Origin of the sequence: Leclercia sp. 29361 (assembly GCF_011290365.1) — a bacterium.
Taxonomy (GTDB): domain Bacteria; phylum Pseudomonadota; class Gammaproteobacteria; order Enterobacterales; family Enterobacteriaceae; genus Enterobacter; species Enterobacter tamurae.
The window spans coordinates 2,068,893-2,089,822 of record NZ_CP049786.1 but is presented as its reverse complement, the minus strand read 5'-3'; the positions used below and the strand labels follow the sequence as shown (position 1 = coordinate 2,089,822).

16 protein-coding genes and 2 tRNA genes are annotated in these 20,930 nt (G+C 58.8%); 8 read left to right on the top strand and 10 right to left on the bottom strand.

Annotated elements, in window-relative coordinates:
* The first annotated feature begins 78 nt into the window (after window positions 1-78).
* Together punC and cfa are read left to right on the top strand one after the other, a co-directional pair.
* The gene (gene punC / locus G7090_RS09960; protein WP_166182285.1) at window positions 79-1,275 is read left to right on the top strand and encodes a purine nucleoside transporter PunC; all 1,197 of its coding nucleotides are present in this window, start codon (window positions 79-81) and stop codon (window positions 1,273-1,275) included.
* 281 nt (window positions 1,276-1,556) lie between these two features.
* Window positions 1,557-2,705: a cyclopropane fatty acyl phospholipid synthase gene (gene cfa / locus G7090_RS09955; protein WP_166182284.1), complete on the top strand. Its 1,149-nt coding sequence runs from the start codon at window positions 1,557-1,559 to the stop codon at window positions 2,703-2,705.
* Window positions 2,706-2,739: 34 nt separating this feature from the next.
* Here the strand turns inward: cfa and G7090_RS09950 are convergent, their stop codons facing one another.
* Window positions 2,740-3,384: a riboflavin synthase subunit alpha gene (locus tag G7090_RS09950; RefSeq protein WP_106993687.1), complete on the bottom strand. Its 645-nt coding sequence runs from the start codon at window positions 3,382-3,384 to the stop codon at window positions 2,740-2,742.
* Between the two features lie 222 nt (window positions 3,385-3,606).
* Between G7090_RS09950 and mdtK the strand changes: the two genes are divergently transcribed.
* The 3 genes from mdtK to G7090_RS09935 all read left to right on the top strand — a co-directional run bounded on the left by mdtK (window position 3,607) and on the right by G7090_RS09935 (window position 5,296).
* Window positions 3,607-4,980, top strand: a complete 1,374-nt coding sequence (mdtK, locus tag G7090_RS09945) for an MdtK family multidrug efflux MATE transporter (protein ID WP_166182283.1) — start codon at window positions 3,607-3,609, stop codon at window positions 4,978-4,980.
* A gap of 151 nt (window positions 4,981-5,131) precedes the next feature.
* A tRNA-Val gene (locus G7090_RS09940) sits at window positions 5,132-5,208 on the top strand.
* 11 nt (window positions 5,209-5,219) lie between these two features.
* Window positions 5,220-5,296: transfer RNA gene (locus tag G7090_RS09935), tRNA-Val, on the top strand.
* 68 nt (window positions 5,297-5,364) lie between these two features.
* Here the strand turns inward: G7090_RS09935 and G7090_RS09930 are convergent.
* From G7090_RS09930 to G7090_RS09915, 4 genes are read right to left on the bottom strand one after another with little or no spacing between them, the layout of a single operon-like run.
* Complete coding sequence (locus tag G7090_RS09930; RefSeq protein WP_166182282.1) at window positions 5,365-6,183, bottom strand: 4Fe-4S binding protein; 819 nt, start codon at window positions 6,181-6,183, stop codon at window positions 5,365-5,367.
* Window positions 6,184-6,239: 56 nt separating this feature from the next.
* Window positions 6,240-7,073: a DmsC/YnfH family molybdoenzyme membrane anchor subunit gene (locus tag G7090_RS09925; RefSeq protein ID WP_166182281.1), complete on the bottom strand. Its 834-nt coding sequence runs from the start codon at window positions 7,071-7,073 to the stop codon at window positions 6,240-6,242.
* Window positions 7,066-7,698: a DMSO/selenate family reductase complex B subunit gene (locus tag G7090_RS09920; RefSeq protein WP_166182280.1), complete on the bottom strand. Its 633-nt coding sequence runs from the start codon at window positions 7,696-7,698 to the stop codon at window positions 7,066-7,068. Before G7090_RS09920 ends, G7090_RS09925 begins: the two co-directional genes overlap by 8 nt.
* Window positions 7,682-10,081 carry a DMSO/selenate family reductase complex A subunit gene (locus G7090_RS09915; protein ID WP_166182279.1) on the bottom strand — a complete coding sequence of 800 codons (2,400 nt, stop codon included), beginning with the start codon at window positions 10,079-10,081 and terminating at the stop codon, window positions 7,682-7,684. Before G7090_RS09915 ends, G7090_RS09920 begins: the two co-directional genes overlap by 17 nt.
* A 296-nt stretch (window positions 10,082-10,377) precedes the next feature.
* Here G7090_RS09915 and G7090_RS09910 point away from each other — a divergent pair, with 296 nt between their 5' ends.
* Entirely contained in the window at window positions 10,378-11,988 is a 1,611-nt protein-coding gene (locus tag G7090_RS09910) for an FAD-NAD(P)-binding protein (RefSeq protein WP_166182278.1), read from the top strand.
* On the opposite strand, the gene G7090_RS09905 is transcribed toward G7090_RS09910, so the two are convergent.
* From G7090_RS09905 to G7090_RS09885, 5 genes are all read right to left on the bottom strand, one after another.
* The gene (locus G7090_RS09905) at window positions 11,975-13,285 is read right to left on the bottom strand and encodes an amidase family protein (protein ID WP_166182277.1); all 1,311 of its coding nucleotides are present in this window, start codon (window positions 13,283-13,285) and stop codon (window positions 11,975-11,977) included. The two genes, G7090_RS09910 and G7090_RS09905, sit on opposite strands and share 14 nt — an antisense overlap.
* A gap of 52 nt (window positions 13,286-13,337) precedes the next feature.
* Complete coding sequence (gene hisD / locus G7090_RS09900; protein WP_166182276.1) at window positions 13,338-14,648, bottom strand: histidinol dehydrogenase; 1,311 nt, start codon at window positions 14,646-14,648, stop codon at window positions 13,338-13,340.
* Entirely contained in the window at window positions 14,648-15,787 is a 1,140-nt protein-coding gene (locus tag G7090_RS09895) for an ester cyclase (RefSeq protein WP_166182275.1), read from the bottom strand. The genes hisD (G7090_RS09900) and G7090_RS09895 overlap by 1 nt, the downstream gene beginning before the upstream one ends.
* Window positions 15,788-15,905: 118 nt before the next feature.
* Window positions 15,906-16,877, bottom strand: a complete 972-nt coding sequence (locus G7090_RS09890) for a nuclear transport factor 2 family protein (protein ID WP_166182274.1) — start codon at window positions 16,875-16,877, stop codon at window positions 15,906-15,908.
* Entirely contained in the window at window positions 16,874-17,944 is a 1,071-nt protein-coding gene (locus G7090_RS09885) for a LacI family DNA-binding transcriptional regulator (RefSeq protein WP_166182273.1), read from the bottom strand. Before G7090_RS09885 ends, G7090_RS09890 begins: the two co-directional genes overlap by 4 nt.
* A gap of 351 nt (window positions 17,945-18,295) precedes the next feature.
* Between G7090_RS09885 and G7090_RS09880 the strand changes: the two genes are divergently transcribed.
* Together G7090_RS09880 and hisD (G7090_RS09875) are read left to right on the top strand one after the other, a co-directional pair.
* Window positions 18,296-19,534, top strand: coding sequence for an MFS transporter (locus tag G7090_RS09880; RefSeq protein ID WP_166182272.1), 1,239 nt, complete (start codon window positions 18,296-18,298; stop codon window positions 19,532-19,534).
* A 73-nt stretch (window positions 19,535-19,607) separates the two neighbouring features.
* Window positions 19,608-20,930, top strand: coding sequence for a histidinol dehydrogenase (gene hisD, locus G7090_RS09875; RefSeq protein ID WP_166182271.1), 1,323 nt, complete (start codon window positions 19,608-19,610; stop codon window positions 20,928-20,930).

The window sequence follows — 20,930 nt, the reverse complement described above, 5'->3', positions numbered from 1 at the left end:
TTAGCGTTTCACAAGCGGGTTTGCACTCCCTACACTCAGCGGCTACCCAAACCTGCGCCCAAACGGAGTAATAAAATAATGACACCCGGGAAAGGATTTTTAGTCTGGCTCGGCGGCTTAAGCGTGCTGGGCTTTCTCGCCACCGATATGTACCTGCCTGCCTTCGCCATCATGCAGGAGGATCTGCAGACCCCGGCGGCGGCCATCAGCGCCAGCCTGAGCCTGTTCCTGGCAGGCTTTGCCTTTGCTCAGCTGCTGTGGGGACCAATGTCCGACCGCTTCGGCCGTAAGCCGGTTTTACTGGCGGGCTTAGCCATTTTCGCCCTCGGCTGCCTCGGTATGCTGTGGGTTCGCGATGCCACCTGGCTGCTGGTGCTGCGCTTCATCCAGGCGGTGGGGGTTTGTGCCGCAGCGGTCACCTGGCAGGCGCTGGTGACCGACTACTACCCGGCCTCGCGCACTAACCGTATTTTTGCCACCATTATGCCGCTGGTCGGACTCTCTCCGGCGCTGGCCCCGCTGCTCGGCAGCTGGATCCTCGCCCATTTCAGCTGGCAGGCGATTTTTGCGGTGCTGTTTGTTATCACCCTGGTGCTGATGATCCCGGCCTTTAGCCTGAAGCCAGCGGCAGTGAAAAATGAACAACCTAAACAGCGCGTCACCTTTTTATCGCTGTTGCGCTCGCGTACCTATCGCGGCAACGTCCTGATTTATGCCGCCTGCTCTGCGAGCTTCTTCGCCTGGCTGACCGGCTCGCCGTTTATCCTCAGTGACATGGGCTACAGCCCGGCGGCGATCGGCCTGAGCTACGTGCCGCAGACCATCGCCTTCCTGATTGGTGGCTATGGCTGCCGTGCCGCGCTGCAAAAATGGCAGGGTCACCAGATGCTACCGTCGCTGCTGGGCCTGTTCGCCGTCAGCGTGATCGGCACCTGGGCGGTCGGGTTTATCCCGGGCGTGGGTCTGACTGAGCTGCTGATCCCCTTCTGTCTGATGGCGGTGGCGAACGGTGCGATCTACCCAATTGTGGTGGCCCAGGCCCTGCGTCCTTTCCCACAGGCGACCGGCAGCGCCGCCGCGCTGCAGAACACCCTGCAGTTGGGTCTCTGCTTCCTGGCGAGCCTGCTGGTGTCGTGGCTGATTGCCACCCCGCTGCTGACCACCACCAGCGTGATGGTGGCGACTGTGGTGCTGGCGGCGCTGGGCTATCGGATGCAGTACATCCCCGCCAGCCAGCGGGATGACAGCCTGCAGGCCGAATCGTCACGCGCCTGACAGGATATTTAGTTAGCTTGCTAACAATATCCTGTTGAATCACTGCGATATCAGTCCTATACTCACTGAAGCGTTCTGATAAATACTAAAAATATTAAGTGTTAACGGGAGCCGGAGCGCTCCCGTTTTACCATGGATGGCCTTTCGGCAAGGGTCCTCTCCCTTCCTCTGTTCTACGTCGGATATTAGCCTCACGGGTCACTCCCGTGAAATTTCTCACTGTCCATAAAGAGCGTCTACGCTGTTTATGGGTTCTGATCACATCAGGTGATGGAGAAGCTATGAGTTCATCGTGTATAGAAGAAGTCAGCATCCGGAATGATGACTGGTTCCGGATCGTCAACGAATTGCTGAGCCGCGCGGGTATCACCATCAACGGCCCGGCATCCTCCGATCTACAAATTAAACACCCCGATTTTTTTAAACGCGTCCTGCAGCAGGGCTCGCTGGGTCTTGGCGAGAGCTATATGGACGGCTGGTGGGAGTGCGAGCGGCTGGATATCTTTTTCAATAATGTCCTGCGGGCGGGCCTGGAAACACAGCTTCCCAGCCACCTGAAGGATACGCTACGGATCGCCACCGCCCGCCTGTTCAACCTGCAGAGTAAAAAACGTGCCTGGATCGTGGGTAAAGAGCATTACGATCTCGGGAACGACCTGTTCAGTCGCATGCTCGACCCCACCATGCAGTACTCCTGCGGTTACTGGAAAGAGGCAACCACCCTCGAACAGGCCCAGCAGGACAAATTACGGCTGATCTGTGAAAAACTGCAGCTGAAACCCGGCATGCGGGTGCTCGATATCGGCTGTGGCTGGGGTGGGCTGGCGCATTTTATGGCGCATCACTATGGCGTCAGCGTGGTGGGCGTGACCATCTCCGCTGAACAGCAAAAAATGGCTCAGGCGCGCTGTGAGGGGCTTGATGTCACCATCCTGTTGCAGGATTACCGCGACCTGCGCGACCAGTTCGATCGTATTGTCTCTGTGGGGATGTTTGAACATGTCGGGCCGAAGAACTACCGCACCTATTTTGAGGTGGTGGATCGCAACCTCAAGCCGGATGGTCTGTTTCTGCTGCACACCATCGGTTCACAAAAAACCGATCATCACGTCGACCCGTGGATCGATAAATACATCTTTCCGAATGGCTGTTTACCCTCAGTTCGCCAGATTGCCAATGCCAGCGAAGCCCATTTTGTGATGGAAGACTGGCATAATTTTAGTGCTGATTACGATACGACCCTGATGGCATGGCATGAACGTTTCCTCGCCGCCTGGCCGGAGATCGCAGACAACTATTCCGAACGATTTAAACGGATGTTCAGTTATTACCTGAATGCCTGCGCCGGGGCGTTTCGCGCCCGCGATATTCATCTGTGGCAGGTGGTGTTCAGCCGCGGCGTGGAGAACGGTTTGCGGGTGGCACGCTAAATAAAACACCCCGGCTTGCCGGGGTGTTTTTTTATCACGCGTCGTTGAGCGTCTGTTGGATGGCGGCTGCCTCTTTGGCTGCCAGTACGCGCTCCACGGTATCGACCACCGCCTGGGTTTGCGGATCGATTTCAATATTGACCCGATGGCCCAGCTTTTTATTGCCGAGGGTGGTGCGCTGCAGGGTCTCCGGGATCAGGTGCACGCAGAAACGGGTTGGGGTTACTTCCCCCACCGTCAGGCTGATGCCGTCCACGCCAATAAATCCTTTATAAAGGATGTATTTCATTAATGACGGATCCTGAACTTTAAACCAGATCTGGCGGTTATTTTCTGAGGTCAGGATTTTAGAAATTTCAGCCGTGGTCATAATATGGCCTGACATTAAATGACCGCCGATTTCATCGCTGAATTTTGCCGCGCGCTCAACGTTAACGATATCGCCTTCAGCCAGTTCACCCAGGTTGGTGATGCGCAGCGTTTCCTTCATTAAATCGAAACTGATCAGGTTCCCGTTGATCTCGGTGACCGTCAGACAACAACCGTTGTGCGCAACCGATGCCCCGGTCTCCAGCCCATCGAGCATCTCATCCGGCAGGGCCACAACATGGGTTCTGAAGTTGGGTTTTTCATCAATGGACACCAGTTTCGCGGTGCCCTGCACAATACCAGTAAACATGCTTACGACTCCTGTTTGTTCCTTCGGTGATGACACCGTTTTATCGCACCACAATAACAGTTGAAAATAGAGGTTGCCAGTACCCCACCTTTTCTGGCGATTTTTTCACTAGATAATTAGCTTATCCCCGCTACAATAGCTTGAATTCCCCTCGTCTTTTTCTTGCTGCATTTCGCAGCGGCTTTTTCTTTATCAAATAACAACAATATCAAAGGTGTTCACGTGCAGAAGTACTTGATTGAAGCGCGTCAGTTATTAGCCCTGGCGATCCCGGTAATACTTGCGCAAATTGCCCAGACCTCGATGGGATTCGTCGATACCGTAATGGCAGGCGGTTACAGCGCCACTGATATGGCCGCGGTCGCCATCGGCACCTCTATCTGGCTGCCGGCTATTTTATTCGGTCACGGCCTGCTGCTGGCGTTAACCCCTACTGTTGCCCAGCTCAACGGCTCCGGACGTCGGGAACGTATCGCCCATCAGATCCGCCAGGGCTTCTGGCTGGCGGGTTTTGTCTCGGTGCTGATCATGATTGTCCTCTGGAACGCGGGCTATATTATTCACGCCATGCGCAATATTGATCCGGCCCTGGCAGATAAAGCCGTCGGCTATTTACGCGCCCTGCTCTGGGGGACGCCTGGTTATTTATTCTTCCAGGTGGCGCGTAACCAGTGCGAAGGTCTGGCGAAGACCAAACCGGGCATGGTGATGGGATTCATAGGCCTGCTGGTCAATATTCCGGTGAACTACATTTTTATTTACGGTCATTTCGGCATGCCGGAACTGGGTGGCGTCGGCTGCGGCGTGGCGACAGCGGCGGTGTACTGGGTCATGTTCTTCGGTATGCTGTCTTACGTGAAACGCGCCCGTTCCATGCGCGATATTCGCTACGAAGCCGGTTTCAGCAAGCCGGACATGGCGGTGGTGAAACGTCTGATGCAGCTGGGCCTGCCCATCGCGCTGGCGCTGTTCTTTGAAGTGACGCTGTTCGCGGTAGTTGCCCTGCTGGTCTCCCCGCTGGGCATTGTCGACGTGGCCGGTCACCAGATCGCCCTTAACTTCAGCTCGCTGATGTTCGTTCTGCCGCTGTCGCTCGCTGCCTCCGTGACCATTCGCGTCGGGTATCGCCTCGGCCAGGGCTCAACGCTGGATGCGCAAACCGCCGCCCGCACCGGGATTGGCGTTGGGGTGTGCATGGCGGTCTGCACCGCGCTGTTCACCGTTACGCTGCGGGAGCAGATTGCCCTGCTCTATAACGACAACCCGGAAGTGGTGATCCTCGCCTCCCAACTGATGCTGCTGGCGGCGGTGTATCAGATCTCCGACTCGATTCAGGTGATCGGCAGCGGCGTGCTGCGTGGCTATAAAGATACCCGCTCGATCTTCTTTATTACCTTTATCGCCTACTGGGTGCTGGGGCTGCCGAGCGGTTATATTCTGGCCCTCACCGACCTGGTGGTGGATCGGATGGGCCCCGCCGGCTTCTGGATGGGCTTTATTATCGGCTTAACCTCTGCCGCAATCATGATGATGCTGCGCATGCGCTTCCTGCAGCGTCAGCCATCAAGCGTGATTTTGCAACGCGCTGCACGCTAATTGCGCACCAGCCGCCTGCGGGCGGCTACTTTCTCTTCGTTTTGCGCGGGAATACAGCAATCGCGTGAAATCTGGAAGAAATTTGCAGTTTTCCTCTTGCCTGATGCCCGCACTGCCGCTAATATTCGTCCCCGTTGTCACACACAACAATGCGTTCATAGCTCAGTTGGTTAGAGCACCACCTTGACATGGTGGGGGTCGTTGGTTCGAGTCCAATTGAACGCACCATTCTCTACAGTGCGTCCGTAGCTCAGTTGGTTAGAGCACCACCTTGACATGGTGGGGGTCGGTGGTTCGAGTCCACTCGGACGCACCATTTCAGTAAGTCCTCAGCAGTTCCTTTTTTACTCTCTCGCTAATCAAACACCGTTTTAAACATCTTACTCATGCTTCCCGCATACCGTACTGATGCCGCTGACACACCGCACAGCGTTCCGTTTCCGGATCAAAGGTATAAAACGCCCGATGGCAGCAATGGCAGGATTTTTGTATCCAGCTGAAGCGCTGCACCCTGTTTTCACTTAACTGTTTTTCAATGCGAACCGCCTTCACGGGACAGACCACCGCACAGCTGTTGCAGCCGGTACAGGAGGACGACGAGAACGTCAGCGCCCCCTCGCTCAGGCTCAGCGCCCTCTCTCCACAGACCCTGGCGCAGGCGCCGCAAACCGTACACTGCCCCTGATCCAGCGACAGCTGATATTCGCTGATCGCAGAAAAAGCCTGACGACGGGCCCGAAGCCCGATGCTCACGGTGGCAGACTGTACGTCCGTTTCGCTGGCCTTGATAAAGTGTCGCCGCCCGGTGTTGATCGCTTTTGGCGGCGGGGGAAGGATCTGCCAGACCGGGGCATTCAGCGCCCGGAGCCGGATATTCAGTGTCGCAACGGCACGCACCCAGCCGGGGAAGGCGTCCATTTCCATCTCCACCGCGCGGATCCCGTGCTGCTTATGCCACATCAGTAACTCCTCAACGGACGGCTCCAGCGTGGAAAAAGGCGCCACCAGCGTCGATGCGGTATAGCGGCGGGTTTCAGGTCGAAGGTTTTGCAGCGCATCCGCCGGACAGACAAACAGGCAGCGGCCGCATTGCAGGCAATCCAGCTCGTTAATGGTCGGCGTGCTGGACGTTGCGGTGATAGCCTGCACCGGACATACCGCCACGCAGGCCTGGCAGTCGTGGCGGGGAAACTGTTTGCGCAAGCAGGACTCCCCCACGCCGGGCGGCGCGGGGGGCTGCGTCAGGCGAAATAGCGCCATCAGTTAATGCAGAAGAACATAAAGCGGAACAACACTTCAGACAGCACCAGCAGCAGGCTGCCGACCATCAACCCGAACTTACCCTGACGCCAGGCGCTTACTGCAAACAGCAGCGCGCCGAGTACGGATAAGGTCCAGCTAAACAGTCGCAGACCGCTGAGCTGGGTGAAGATCGCCATCGGCTGGTGTGGCAGCGTCACCACTCCGCTCAGGCTGGCGTTGGCCAGATACGCGATATAGTCCGGCTGCGCCAGCAGACGGATGGCGACAATCGCCACCACCATCGCCGCCGCGAAGCGCATCACCGACTGCCGCTCCCGGGCTACGGACCGGGCTTTCAGCATCGGCAGCCATGCCAGCGCCACCGCGCCCAGCACACCAACGGCGCCGTAAAACATCAGCCAGGTGTTGAAATGGCTCCAGGTAATGACCGACGTATGGGCATAGATCGCGCTCATGCACCAGACATCGATCAGCCCCAGCACCACGGCAACGGGCAGTAACAGCGGGATCAGCTGCTTTCTGACCAGCATCACCAGCGTGCAAAGCCCTAACGCCGCCAGATACAGGCTGGCGAAGACGATCTCACGACTCAACCATGAGCTGGCGACGTGGCGCAGAGCGTTAAACGCGTTCAGCGGATAGCCGAGGTGCAGAGTAGAAACCACCAGTCCCAGGCCCCCGGCCACGCAGGCGATCAGCATCCCCGGCAACAGCTGGGGTTTAACCTCCGGCACGCGCGAACCCGCCCGGGCGGACAAGGCCAGGAAGAGAGTCATGCCCACCGAGCCCTGAACCAGCAGGGTAAAGATCAGAAGCGGTAACTCATGCATGCGGCTGTTCCTCTTTTTCTGCACCCTGATGCGCTTTAATCACCAGGTTAGGCCTGGTAATGGACGAATCCGGCAGGCCCTGCACGTCACAGAGGTTGCCGTACTTCGCGCGCAGCTCCTCGATCGGCCCGAACTGGATCGCCCCCAGTGGACAGGTGGCAACACAAATCGGCTGCTCGCCTTTGGCCTGTAAATCCACGCAGAAATCGCATTTTGACATCTGGCCGGCCTCCTCATTCATCTGCGGCGCGCCGTAAGGACAGGACCAGGCGCAGTACCCGCAGCCGACGCATTTATTGGTATCGACGCGCACAATGCCGTCCCCCGGGCGCTTATGCATCGCCGTGGTCGGGCAGTTTTTGGTGCAAATCGGATCCGCGCAGTGGTTGCAGGAGATCGACAGGGTGAAGGCATAGACGTTATTGGTATAGCCGCCCTGCCCGGTCGGGATAAACCCGCCGCCCTTCACCTCATAGACGCGGCGGAAACGGCGTCCCACCTCAAGGTTATGCTTGTCCTTACAGGCCACCTGACAGGTTTTACACCCGGAGCAACGTGACGAGTCAATGAAAAAGCCAAGCTGCTTATCGCTGACCGGTGGGTATTCCTTATACTGCTGACTCATACTTTGCGACCTCCACAAGCATGGTTTGATGAGAATTGCCTTTCGCAAGCGGAGTAATACGTGCGGAGCTCAGGACGTTGGCACATCCGCCGTGATCAACGCCCTCGGCATCCGGCTGCCACCAGGCCCCGGCCTGCATGGCGACTACCCCAGGCATAATGCGCATGGTGACTTCTGCCGGGACCTGGCAGACACCGCGCTGATTGTGAATACGCACGCTATCCCCCTGCCGGATCCCCCGCTTCCGGGCATCCTCCGGGTTGATCCACAGTTTCTGGACCTGCACTTCCTGCAGCCAGGGGTTGGCATACTGCGTGGAGTTGGCGCGGTTTTTCCCTTTCCAGGTGATCAGCTGGAGCGGGAACTGCTTCGCGAGCGCATCTTCCGGGCCTTCGTGCGCTGGAACGTAATGCGACAGCGCCGGGATCTCCGGGTTATTCATGTCATACAGACGCTTTGAGAAGATCTCAATTTTCCCGGACGGCGTCGGGAAGGGATGATTCTGCGGATCGCGGATGTTGTCTTCAAAGGCAATATGCGGCTTGCCCTTAAACAGATGCTGACGTTTTTCCCGCAGCTCGGCGAACGTCGGCAGATGTTCATCCGGCATGGAGAGACGGGTCTGCTCCCAGATATGCTCAATCCACGCCTGCTCGGTGCGGCCTTCGCTGAACTGCGGCTCAATCCCCAGCTTAGCGGCGACTTCACGCTGCCAGTCATAGTCAGAGCGGCGTTCAAACTCCGGCTCAATCAGCTTCTCTGACAGGATCAGATAGCTTGCCGTCCCCCAGGTTTCCCCGATGTTCCAGCGTTCCATAAAGCTGGTTTCCGGTAACAGCAGATCCGCATAGCGGGCGCTCGGGGTCATATAGAGGTCGCTGGCGACGATAAACTCGATCTTTGACTCATCCTCCAGCACCTTCACCGCCTGATGCAGATCCGGGTTCTGGTTCGCCAGGTAGTTGCCCGCCAGCGAGAAGAGGATCCGGATATTGCTCTGGAGCTTATCCCCGCCTTTCAGCCCCTGCTCTGCCGTCACCTTGCTGGCATCGTCGGCGGCCTGCACCCAGTTCATGATCGAGATGCTCTCTTTGACCGGGTTATCTGGCATCTCCGGGCCGGCGGCGAATTTACGGTTGCTGCTGCCGCCATAGCCTGCTGCCCAGCCGCCCTTAATGCCGACGTTGCCGGTAAGGGTTGCCAGCAGCGTCGACCCGCGGGCAGTACGCTCGCCGCAGTTATGGCGCTGCGGACCCCAGCCCTGAATCAGGGCCGCCGGTTTGGTGTTGGCGTAATCCCGCGCCAGCTGGCGAATCGTCTGGGCCGGAACCCGGGTGATCTTTTCCGCCCATTCGGGGGTTTTAACCTGACCGTCTTTATCCCCCATCAGGTAGGCCACCAGCGACTCGTTGGCGGGGACGCCCTCCGGCATGGAGGCCTCGTCAAAGCCCAGGGTATAGCGATCGATAAAGGCTTTATCGTGCAGATTTTCGCTGACGATGACGTACATCATCGCGTCCATCAGAGCGTTATCGGTAGCAGGCAGCAGCGGGATCCACTCATCGGCCAGCGACGCCACGGTATCGGAGTAGCGCGGATCGACGACGATAAAGCGGGTGCCGTTCTGTTTCATCTGCTGAAAATAGTGGTTGGTGTGGCCGAAGATGGTTTCGGTCGGGTTGTGCCCCCACAAAATCACCAGCTTTGTATCGGCGAGGGTATCCAGCGAGTTACCGCTGGCGGCCGTGCCGTAGGTATAAGGCGTGGCGGCGGCGGTATTGCCCATACTCACCGAGTGGTAGTACTCCAGATAGCCCCCGGTGAGATTGAGCAGACGACGCATCATCTTATCGCCGGAGAAGGTGCCCCCGCTGGTAGCGGTATTGTTATGCACAAAGCGGCACGCCGGGCCATATTTGGCGGTAATGCGCTGCAGGTTGTCGGCAATCAGCGTGGTAGCTTCCTCCCAGGAGATGCGCTCAAACTTCCCCTCGCCCCGTTTGCCGACGCGCTTCATCGGATATTTCAGGCGATCCGGGTGGTAGACAAACTTGCGATAGCTGCGACCGCGCACGCAGGCGCGCATCACCGGCATCTCTGGATCGAGCGCGCTGTCCGGGCGAGTGGTGATCTGGGTGACCACGCCGTCGGCGACGTGGGCGCGGATATCGCATTTACCACCGCAGTCAAAGGTGCTGCAGGTCTGGACGACGCGTTCCGCAGCGCCAGCGGCTTCAGGTGTCGTTCCGGTTTCGCTTTTGGCGGCAAAGGCCTTGCCGGACATCACAAAGGGCAGCGTCACCAGCGCTGAGCTGGCCTTGAGCAGTCCCCGGCGCGTGATGTCGGGAAAAAGCGCGTCCCTTTTTTCTTTGCGTTCTGACATGTTGTTCCCTCTCAAAAAAGAGGTGCATTCTTCCCTATAACCCCAATTCGGTATTTGATATGAATCAATTGAGAAAATGTGCCCTGTACTAAGCACGTTATTTTTATTTTATTTAGCTAAAACAATTGAGTATGCGAATGTTATTTTTCATATACATTCATAAAACTAATGAATTAGGGGTATGCCACCACTGCCGATTTGCTCATTTTGCGTTTTCAACCACACTTATTTTTCATGGATTAATAACGCGCGTGCCTGAGGCGATTGTCAGGCAGGCAAAAAAAGGGTGAGCATTGATGAAAAGGATCGCCATTATCGGCGCAGGGCCGACCGGCATTTATACGTTTTATTCCCTACTGAACCATCGGACGCCGCTTTGCATCACCGTTTATGAGCAGGCTGAAAAAGCCGGGGTTGGCATGCCCTACAGCGACGAAGACAACTCAAGACTGATGCTGGCTAACATCGCCAGCATTGAAATCCCGCCCATCTTTTCCACCTATATTGACTGGCTGCGTACCCAGGACGATGCCCATCTGGCGCGCTACGGTGTGGAGAAATCGACCCTGCACGTGCGCCAGTTCCTGCCGCGCATCCTGCTGGGGGAATATTTCCGCGATCAGTTTGTACAGCTGGTCGAGGAGGCGAAAAAAGCGGGCTTTGAAGTAGAGGTGCGCGAGTCCTGCCAGGTGACCGACGTGGAGGCCACGCCTGAGGGGGTTAATCTCTGGGCCGAGGGTGAGCCGACACCGAAGCCGTTCGATCTGGCGGTAATCGCCACCGGGCACGTCTGGCCGGATGAGGAGGCCGCATCGCGATCCTTCTTCCCGAGTCCGTGGTCCGGGCTGATGGAGGCCAGAATCCCCGCCTGCGACGTCGGCATTATGGGCACCTCGCTGAGCGGGCTGGATGCGGCGATGGCGGTGGCCGTTCAGCACGGCACATTTATTGAATCCGAAGATGAACAGATCCAGTTCCGGCTGGATGAGGGCAGCGAGGCGCTGAAGATTGTGCTGATGTCCCGCTCGGGGATCCTGCCCGAAGCCGACTTTTACTGCCCGATCCCCTACGAGCCGCTGACCATCGCCACGGAAGCGGCAATAGATGCCGCTATCGAACAGGGCTCAGAAGGATTACTGGATCGCATCTTTGACCTCATTGTGGCCGAGCTGCAGCACGCCGACCCGCAGTGGAGTAAGGCGGTGGCGTTAGAGACCCTGACGGCTGACACCATTCGCGAGGCCTGGTTTGCCGACCGGGAAAAACAGGGTCCGTTCCGCTGGGCGGTCTCTAACCTCGATGAAGTGGAACGCAACAAGCGCGACAAACGCACGGTACCGTGGCGCTACACCATCCTGCGGCTGCATGAGGCCGTGGAGAAGATTGTTCCCCATCTGACTGAAGAGGACAGAGAGCGCTTTAAGGTCGGTCTGGCGCGCATTTTCATCGACAACTATGCGGCGATCCCCTCCCAGTCGATCCGCCGTCTGCTGGCCCTGCGCGAAGCGGGCGTTATCAGCATTCTTACCCTCGGCGCTGATTATGAGCTGGCGTTGAAAGAGGATCGGACGGTGATCCATGTCGAGGGCGAAGCCTGGTATTTCGATGTGTTTATTGACGCGCGCGGGCAGCAACCGCTCAAAACCAAAGACCTGCCGTTTCCGGTCCTGCGCCACCAGCTGGAGTCCGCCGGAGAGGATATTCCCGATGTCGGCGATGATTACACCCTGCTGGCCCCCGACTACCTGCGCGGGAAAATTGCTTTCGGTGCCCTGCCGTACCTGATGCACGATCGCCCCTTTGTGCAGGGGCTGGTGGTGTGCGCCGAGATTGGCGAGGCGATGGCCAAAGCTGCCGTGCAACCCGCCTCGCGCGTGCGCAAATGGCTGCGCTTTACCCCGGACTGAAGGCGGTTTCGCAGGCGGCGGCCAGCGCCAGTAAGGAGGATTCCTCTCCGGCACAGGAGAGTATTTCGAGCCCTACGGGGAAGCCGGTTTGCGTGCGACCGCAGGGGAGCGTGATGGCGGCAAACCCGCTGATGGCCGCCAGTTCGGGGCCACAGCCGGGGGGCATTTTCTCAAGGCTGTCGGCAATCCGGCTCACCGTTGGGTAGAGAAAACCGTCGAGTCGCCCCTGCTCTGCTATCTGCCCCAGGGCCTGTTGCAGCCGACGCCGCAGCTGCCGTCCGGCAAACCACTCCGGCGTTTTTAACCTCTCGCTGGCGAGCATCCGGGTCAGGAGCGGCATAAACTCCGGCAAAAATTGCCCGGAGGCAATAATCCCCCGGAGCCCCGCAGGCGCGCCGGGCTGCTGCTGTAACCAGACATCAAACCCCACGCGAAACTCATACAGGCTCAGACAAGTGGCACTCGCCACCTCGGGCAGGATCGGCAGGTCAATCTCCACGATCGTCGCGCCGTGCCGCCTCAAGGTGGCGATGGCGTCATGCCAGACGGCCAGTTGCTGAGGATCACGCCCTTCCAGGGCTCGGATAACGCCTAACCGCACGCCTTTCAGCGACAGAGGTTGAACAGTGTCAGGCGTCTGGCCATGGATAATCGCGTGCAGCAGAGCCGCGTCCTGGACGCTGTGCACCATCGGCCCCACCGTGTCTTTGCTCAGGGAGAGCGGCGCGATGCCCTGCATTTGCGCCCGGCGCACCCGCGGCCTCAACCCCACCAGTCCGGTATAGCTGCACGGGATGCGGATCGAGCCGCCGGTATCGGTGCCGAGCGCGCCTTCAGCCATCCCGGCCGCCACTGCCGCCGCGCTGCCCCCGCTGGAGCCGCCTGCGGTGATACCCGGAAACTGCGGGTGACGCACATCCCCGCCCAGCGTGCTGCGGGAGCGGACGTCGAAGGCAAACTCAGACATATTCGCCCGGGCGAGAATAATCGCCCCGGCCTGGCGCAGCCGACGCACCACCAGCGCATCCGTTGTCGCCCGTAGCTGCGCCAGCGCAGCGCAACCTAATGTCAGGGGCAGCCCGGCGCAGGCGATATTATCTTTGACGATCAGCGGCACACCGTGCAGCGGGCCTAACAGACTACCGTCACGCCGCCTCTGGCGCTCAGCCGCCTCAGCAAGGGCATTCGGGTTGATCCCGAGAATGGCGTTCAGCTGCGGATTCGCATCAATAGTCGCCAGCCGTCGGGTTATCTCCGCCACACAATCCGCGGGGGGGATCAGCCGTTGTTTTTTCATAGCATCCTTTAGCCTGCCGGAGGCCAGGCTCTCGCCCGACCTCCTGTCGCCTTTAGTCGCGCAGCCCGGAGGTGATGGTATCCAGTGCCTCTGGACGCAGACGGATCTCCGCCGCGCGGCGGTGGGCCTGCATCCCCTCGGTACGGCTCTGGCGGATCGCCGGTTCGGCAATGGCGGCGATACCCTGCTCGTCGATCCACTGATGGGTACAGATCTTAACGTAAGCCCCTACCCACAGCCCGCCGGTATAGCGCGCCGCCGCCATGGTCGGCAGAGTATGGTTGGTGCCGCAGCATTTATCCGAGAACACCACGCTGGCATTCTGGCCGATAAACAGCGAGCCGTAATTGCGGATTTTCGCCGCCGTGCCGTGCGGATCCCGGGTATGGACCTGCAGATGCTCGGTGGCCATGTAGTCTGCGAAGGCGATTAGCTGCTCCTCGCTGTCACAGACCACAATTTCACCCTGACGACGCCAGGCCTCGCCCGCCGTAGCGGCGGTAGGCAGGTTTTTCAGCTGGCGTTCGATCTCTGCCAGGGTGCCTTCGGCAATCGCCCGGCTGGTGGTTGCCAGCCCGACGCGGGTATGGACATCATGCTCGGCCTGGGCCAGCAGGTCGGCGGCAATAATGCGCGCATCGGCGCTGTCGTCGGCGATGGTGAAGATCTCGCTCGGTCCGGCCAGGGCGTCAATCCCCACCTTGCCGAATACCTGGCGCTTGGCCTCGTTCACAAAGGCGTTGCCCGGCCCGACAATTTTATCCACCGCCGGGACGCTTTCGGTGCCCCAGGCCATGGCGGCGATGGCCTGCGCCCCGCCGATTTTAAAGATCCGATGCGCCCCGGCGAGATGACAGACCGCAATCATCGCCGGGTGCGCCGCGGGCGGCAGACAGGCAATGATCTGCTCACATCCGGCCACCGTCGCCGGCACGATGGACATTACCGGCGCGGAGAGGATCGGGTAGCGGCCTCCGGGGACGTAACAGCCCACCGTCTGGACGGGGATAATGCGGTGCCCCAGATGGACGCCGGGCAGGGTTTCTACCTCCAGCGGCTGCATGGTGGCGAGCTGGGCTTCGGCAAAGCGGCGCACCTGCTGGATGGCAAACTCGCTGTCGCGGCGGGTCTGGGGATCCATCTCCCTGAGTGCGGTCTCGATCTCCTCAGCGCTGACTTCAAACTGCGCCGGCACCACCTTATCAAACTGTTGAGAATAGCTTCTCAGGGCCGCGTCGCCGTCAGCTTTTACGCGCTCAATAATGGCGCTCACCGTGTCGGTTAACGACCTGTCGGCCTGCGCATCCTGCCCCTGGGGACGTTTAATCCAGCTCACCTGGTCAACAATTGACTGTACAGACATTACGCTTCCTCCATTTGACCCAGTTTGATTTGCGCCAGCAGCGCCAGGTGATCGTAAACCACCCACTCGTCGACGATTTTGCCGTTGATAATGTGGTAGTGAGACATGCCCATCACGAACAGGCGTTCACCGGTCGGTTTACCCAGCTCGCCGTAGCCCAGATGATGCCCCTCAATAATCCAGCGCACCGCCACCTTGGTGCCGCCCTCCTCGCACGGGTTGGAGCAGATATGCTGCGGCAGCCAGGCGCCGTCCGGGATCATGCCGATCAGGGCCAGGGTCTGATGGGTGACCGACGCCGTGCCGTACAGCTCTTTCATCAGCGGGCCGTGCCACTGAACGTTCGGGGCGTAGACCTCTTTGATCTTGCCCAGCATCCGGCGGTTGTAGATTTCGTGCAGCCAGCGCAGGCACTGCTCTTCGGTGTCGGTGTGGGCAATGGAGACGTCGCAGACCATTTCCGGCGGATACTGCCCCAGCATGCGGCCGTTTTCGCCGATGTCGGTGACGCGAAAGCCCTTGTCGAACTGCTCTTTCGCCATGTTAAAGGCGATCTCGTCGGTATTGAGCCCGAGCTGCTTCATCAGGGACATGTTGTCGCTCACCACCCACTCCCGGTAGATCTTGTTCTCGTGGATCATGCAGTCGGCCACGGTGCGGGTGACGAAGGTGCGGTTGGTCGGCTTGCCGAGGTGGCTGAACTGAGTGTGGCGTCCGCTGCCGGTCACCAGGTGCGAAGTATAGAAACCGTCCACGTCGTTACCATTCCAGATCACCTGGGTAGCCATGCCGCGGCGCTCCGGGAAGGCCACCAGACGCTGAAGGGTATCCTGCACCACCTGCTCGCGGGTATAGAGCGTGCCCAGCGCGTTATATAACACGCAGTTGTGGGTATAGTGGGTGTAAATTAATCCCACGTCGCGTTCATCCCATATTTTATGGGTACAGCGAACGATGTAATCGACAATATCGGTATAACACTCATCGAATCCACGTAATGATTGCGCCCGCGGACGTTTCTCCGGGACTAAATCAATAAAGTCCCGGCGTTCAATTTGTAATACCGGTTCGTCGCGGGTAAGTTTACTGTTTTTTTCGGGTACGGCTGGCGCTTTATTTGTTGCTTCGGTTGAAGACATATAAACTCCTGCATCTATTTTCAGACAATACGATCCCGCACCCGGAATGGATGGAGAAGAGAGCCGCAACAGATATTGCGGCAGAATTAAAAACGTTTTTTAGATAACGATATTTCGCTTAATTAACGAGTTGTGACCAGATAGCTAATTCATCAATGCCTAAATATTCGCGAATAATTAACCCATCGCGTAATTCCAGCTGGCTGATACCGGTAATGGAGACCGGTTTACGGGTCGGTACGCCAAATTTTCCGTAGCCGTCGTGCCAGGTCAGCAGCGACCAGCGCAGGGAAATGCGCACCGGCTCGTTGGGGTCCCGACGCACGATCAGGTGGTGCAACTGCACTTCGCTGTCGGCAAAGGAGGCCCGGTAGCCCGACAGCAGCGCGGCGATCTCCTGCTCGCCGGTACCGATGCAGTGCCCCGGCGCATAGAGCGTGGCGGCTGGATGATACAGGCCCGGCACGGTGCCGCTGTTGCCCCCCGCCCACATCGTCAGATAGCGCTCCACCACGCCGGCAATCGGCCCGTCGACATCGTCGCCTTCAGGCCCACCCGCCCAGCGCGCGTCGAGGGTTTCCGCGCTTTCACGCACCATTCCCAGCTGATCCTGCATCACGCCCAGGTTGCGCGCGAACGCCTGCACGTTGAGTCCTAACTGGGCCACAATCGCCGCCCGGTCCTGCAGGAGCCACTCCTGGCGCACGGCTCCCTCGGCGCAAATCCGGTCGGCCCAGGTACGCACCCAGACGGTTTTCCCGGTTGGCGGGCCGAAGAAGCCCTCCCCCTGATGGCGGATGCAGGCAATCGTGCGCTGGGCAGCGTAATGCTCATCCCCGGGGTTTTGCGTCACCAGAATGTCTTCCGTCAGCACGGTACGCTGGGGGAAGCTGTGCATCGCCTCCAGGGTCAGGCGCATAAACTGCGAGAGATCGTTAAGCTTCTTCTCCGGGGTGATAAACACCACCGGCGTGGCGTAAAAATCGGCCAGTTGGCCAATGTCCTTCTGCTCCCAGACCACATGCGTCAGGGTAAGAATAAACTGCTGGATAGAGTCGAACTGGGGGCTGAATCCCGGCAATCTGCTCATTTGTCCTCCTGGGTCTGGAACACGTAATTACCCTCTGCATCAATAGTGCCCGTATGCGGGCGGCGCGCAGAGTGGCGTACCACCAGCCTGCCCGGGACGATGACCTGTTCAGGTTCAATAGTGCCGCTGTCGATCTGCTTCATCAGTAGCTCCACCGTGGCGGCAACCATCGCCTCCACCGGCTGCGAGGCAGAGGTTAAGGCGTAGGATGCCCAGCCGGACGGGCCAATATCGTCGTAGCCAATGATCGAGACGTCCTCCGGGATGCGCAGGCCAAACTCGTACCGCGCCACATCCATTACGATGACGGCCATATGATCGTTGGCGACGAAAATGGCATCCGGCGCGGGCGTGGCAGAGAAGAGCGCGTATGCCGCCCGGGCAGTCTGCTGCGCATCGTAATTACCGTTAACCACCCGGACGTCGTCAGTCCCCTGCTCCTGCAGCGCCGCCAGATACCCGCGCTGGCGAGCTATGTTGACGGACGAGTCCGCCACGCCGCCCACGTAAGCAAAGCGCTGGTGACCTGCGGCCAGTAAAAATTCAGCAATCTGGCGGGCAGCCGCCTCGTTATTGCTGTTGACGCTGGAGGCCATGCCGCTCTCTTCGCTGCGGTTAAACAGCACCACCGGGATCCCGGCGGCGAGGCACTCCTCGGAGAGATCCAGCGACAGCGTCACCGAAGCCAGCACGATGCCGTCCACGCGATACTGCATGATCTGGTCGAAAATCCGATCCACGTTCCCCTCGCGATCGCCGACAAACAGCAGCAGGTGGTAGTTGAGGGTGTCCAGCTTTTGCGCCAACGCCTCCAGCACCTGGGGGTAAAACTGGTTATCAAAATAGGAGATCACCACCCCGATGATCCGCGACCGGGCGGTGTTAAGCGAACGCGCAATGGCGTTCGGCCGATAGCCCAGCTCCCGTGCCGCCTTGAGCACTTTTTCACGCGTGGCCGGTGAGATGCTGGCGCCCGGCGTGAAGGTGCGCGACACCGCCGACTGTGATACGCCCGCCAGCTGCGCCACCTGCTGAGAGGTCACCGCTGTAAAAGTCTTACGTTTCATTACCCTGAGTCCTTATCCCTTTCGCTTCCCCATTCTGGCACAGATTCAAGGCGTTAAGCCGATCACCTGCGATGTTCCCCGCAAAACTGTGCCTCAGGAAGCGGGTACTTTTTAGTCTTACACCATCTTTGCATGCGTATGCAACAGCCTAAATTATTTTTTTCACAATGGTGACAAACGACCTTTACAAAATTGAAACCTTTTCGTAACTTCAATTTTTGAATACGTATGCAGCGCAGTTTTCACACCGTCAATGGTACCGGGCATATTGGGCAGTCACCAAAAGGAGTGAGCCGGTAAAAGTCGTACTTGACTGGTTTTAACCCATTACGTTTTAAGAGGTTCACAACCATGTTTCGAGCACTGTTACGCCGACCGGAAGCCCGGCTGTTCTTTATCATCAGCGTGTTGTTTTTTATCTGTATTCATAGCATCGATGCATTTCTGGCCCCGATGATGATCAATCAGGGGATGGAGCCGCAGGTGATGGGGATCATCATGGGGGCCAGCGGTCTGGCGACCCTGCTGATCCGCTTCCCGCTGGGGATTGTCTCCGACGTGGTAAAGAGTCGGAAAATCTTTATCCAGTTCGCGCTGGTCCTGCCGATCATCGCCTGGCCGCTGGCCTGGCTGGAGCCGAATGCCATTACCCTGTATCTGGCGAAAGCGGCAGACGGGGTGACCGCCGCCACCTGGGTGCTCTACAACATCCTGTTTATTCGCTACTTTGATCGCAAAGAGGCCCCCGCTGCCGTGGCGCTGCTGGCGCTGGCCGGGCCGGTGGGGGTGTTTCTCGGCAACTGCATCGGCGGCCTGTTGATTCACTATTTTGATAACAACATCGCCTTCTTCGTCTCCTGCGTGTCGGCGCTGGTGGCGCTGTATCTCACCACCCGCATTCGCGATGTCCACGACCCGGTCAAAGCCCCGACGCTGAAAGCCTGTATCGCCGGAGCCCGCCTGCAGCTGGCCGACCGTTCGGTGTGGCTAATCGGTATTCTGGCGACCCTCGTCATCCTGGTGCCTTTTGCCACCCGCGACACCCTGACGCCGATCTACGCCGAACAGCTGGGCGGGCGGGCCGGAATTTTAACCCTGCTGAGCAACATCCATCTGATCTTCTACGCTCTCGCCATTGCCCTGTGCAGCAGCGTGTTCTACCAGCGCCTGGGCCTGATGAAGACCGCGGTGCTGGGCATTGTGCTGCAGGTGGTGTCGACCTTTGGCATCCCCTTCACCAGCAATCTCTATCTGATCTATCTCCTGCAGGCGCTGGCCGGCTTCTCCTTCGGGATGGCATTCGCGGCCTTTATGTCCCTGAGCGTGGTTAACACTACCTCCGATGAGCAGTCGACGCGGATGGGACTGTTCCAGACCATTTACTCCTGCGGCATGTTTGCCGGGCCGGTGATCATGGGGGTGATGATGCAGCACATTAATCTGTCGTCCGGGTATCTGTTTATCGCCGCCCTGTCGATTGTCGCGGCAATTGCCACCCCGCTTTCGGTGCGCTGGGTCTATTCCCGTAAAACACCGGCCACGGCTGAATTATCCCTTAATAACGCCCTCGCGCCCGCGCGCGACCAGTAATTTTTATTCCCGATAAATTTATCCCGGCCCGCCGGGAGGGTACCCCTCATCATAAATAGAGAAGGAAGATAGTGTGGCTTATATACTTAAAACCAGTAAACCGGTTCAGGAACGTCAGGATGCGCAGCGACAAATAAGAGAAACGGTAGAGCTTATCCTTGCGGATATTGAAAAGCGCGGCAATAAAGCCATTCGCGAATTATCCATTAAGTTCGATCGCTATGACCGGCAGGATTATCGCCTGAGCGAGGCAGAAATTAATGCCTGCATCAAAAAATTAAGCCGTCAGGATATTCACGATATCGAATTCGCCCAGGAGCAGGTCTTTAATTTTGCTCGCGCGCAAAAAGCATGTCTGCTTGACCTGGAAATTGAGACCCGCCCCGGGGTGATCCTCGGCCATAAAAATATTCCGATTAACGCGGTGGGCTGTTATGTCCCGGGGGGGAAATATCCGCTGCTGGCCTCGGCGCACATGTCGATTATTACTGCCAACGTGGCGGGCTGCTCCCGTATCGTCAGCTGCGCCCCGCCGTTCGGCGGCGAGCCTGCCCCGGCGATCGTGGCGGCGCAGAAAATGGCTGGCGCAACCGAGATCTACGCCCTCGGCGGCATTCAGGCGATTGGCGCGATGGCGCTCGGCACCGACTCCCTGGCCCCGGTGGATATGCTGGTCGGGCCGGGCAACGCCTTTGTGGCGGAGGCCAAGCGCCAGCTGTTTGGCCGGGTCGGGATTGACCTCTTCGCTGGCCCCACCGAAACCCTGGTGATTGCCGACGACACCGTCGACGCCGAGATCTGCGCCACCGACCTGCTGGGACAGGCTGAACACGGGGTCACCACCCCGGCTATTCTGCTGACCAACTCAATGACCCTGGCCAAAGAGACGCTACGGGAGATTGACCGCCTGCTGGAAAAACTGCCCACCGCCGACATCGCCCGCCAGGCCTGGCACGACTACGGGGAGATCATCGTCTGCGACAGCTACGACGAAATGCTCGCCGAAGCGGACCGCATCGCCTCCGAACATGTCCAGGTGATGACCGACCGCGACGACTGGTTCCTCGCGAATCTGACCAACTTCGGCGCCCTGTTCCTCGGTCCGCGTACCAACGTCGCTTACGGCGACAAGGTGATCGGCACTAACCACACCCTGCCGACGCAAAAGGCGGCGCGTTACACCGGCGGCCTGTGGGTCGGCAAGTTTATGAAAACCTGCACCTGGCAAAAGGTGCTCAGCGATGAAGCCACCGCCGAGATCGGCAGCTACTGCTCGCGGCTGTCGCTGCTGGAGGGCTTTGCTGGGCACGCCGAGCAGGCCAACGTTCGCGTGCGCCGCTACGGTCAGGTGGAAGTGCCTTACGCCACTCCGGCCCCGGTCAGAGAGAAGGTATAA

What these genes read in the sequence shown, in the direction of transcription:
- G7090_RS09880 (WP_166182272.1), top strand. Translation starts at nt 18,296, where the DNA reads ATGTTTCGAGCACTGTTACGCCGACCGGAAGCCCGGCTGTTCTTTATC.
- G7090_RS09950 (WP_106993687.1), bottom strand. Translation starts at nt 3,384, where the DNA reads ATGTTTACTGGTATTGTGCAGGGCACCGCGAAACTGGTGTCCATTGAT.
- G7090_RS09890 (WP_166182274.1), bottom strand. Translation starts at nt 16,877, where the DNA reads ATGAGCAGATTGCCGGGATTCAGCCCCCAGTTCGACTCTATCCAGCAG.
- hisD (WP_166182276.1), bottom strand. Translation starts at nt 14,648, where the DNA reads ATGTCTGTACAGTCAATTGTTGACCAGGTGAGCTGGATTAAACGTCCC.
- G7090_RS09895 (WP_166182275.1), bottom strand. Translation starts at nt 15,787, where the DNA reads ATGTCTTCAACCGAAGCAACAAATAAAGCGCCAGCCGTACCCGAAAAA.
- cfa (WP_166182284.1), top strand. Translation starts at nt 1,557, where the DNA reads ATGAGTTCATCGTGTATAGAAGAAGTCAGCATCCGGAATGATGACTGG.
- G7090_RS09925 (WP_166182281.1), bottom strand. Translation starts at nt 7,073, where the DNA reads ATGCATGAGTTACCGCTTCTGATCTTTACCCTGCTGGTTCAGGGCTCG.
- G7090_RS09910 (WP_166182278.1), top strand. Translation starts at nt 10,378, where the DNA reads ATGAAAAGGATCGCCATTATCGGCGCAGGGCCGACCGGCATTTATACG.
- G7090_RS09920 (WP_166182280.1), bottom strand. Translation starts at nt 7,698, where the DNA reads ATGAGTCAGCAGTATAAGGAATACCCACCGGTCAGCGATAAGCAGCTT.
- G7090_RS09885 (WP_166182273.1), bottom strand. Translation starts at nt 17,944, where the DNA reads ATGAAACGTAAGACTTTTACAGCGGTGACCTCTCAGCAGGTGGCGCAG.
- G7090_RS09915 (WP_166182279.1), bottom strand. Translation starts at nt 10,081, where the DNA reads ATGTCAGAACGCAAAGAAAAAAGGGACGCGCTTTTTCCCGACATCACG.
- punC (WP_166182285.1), top strand. Translation starts at nt 79, where the DNA reads ATGACACCCGGGAAAGGATTTTTAGTCTGGCTCGGCGGCTTAAGCGTG.
- G7090_RS09905 (WP_166182277.1), bottom strand. Translation starts at nt 13,285, where the DNA reads ATGAAAAAACAACGGCTGATCCCCCCCGCGGATTGTGTGGCGGAGATA.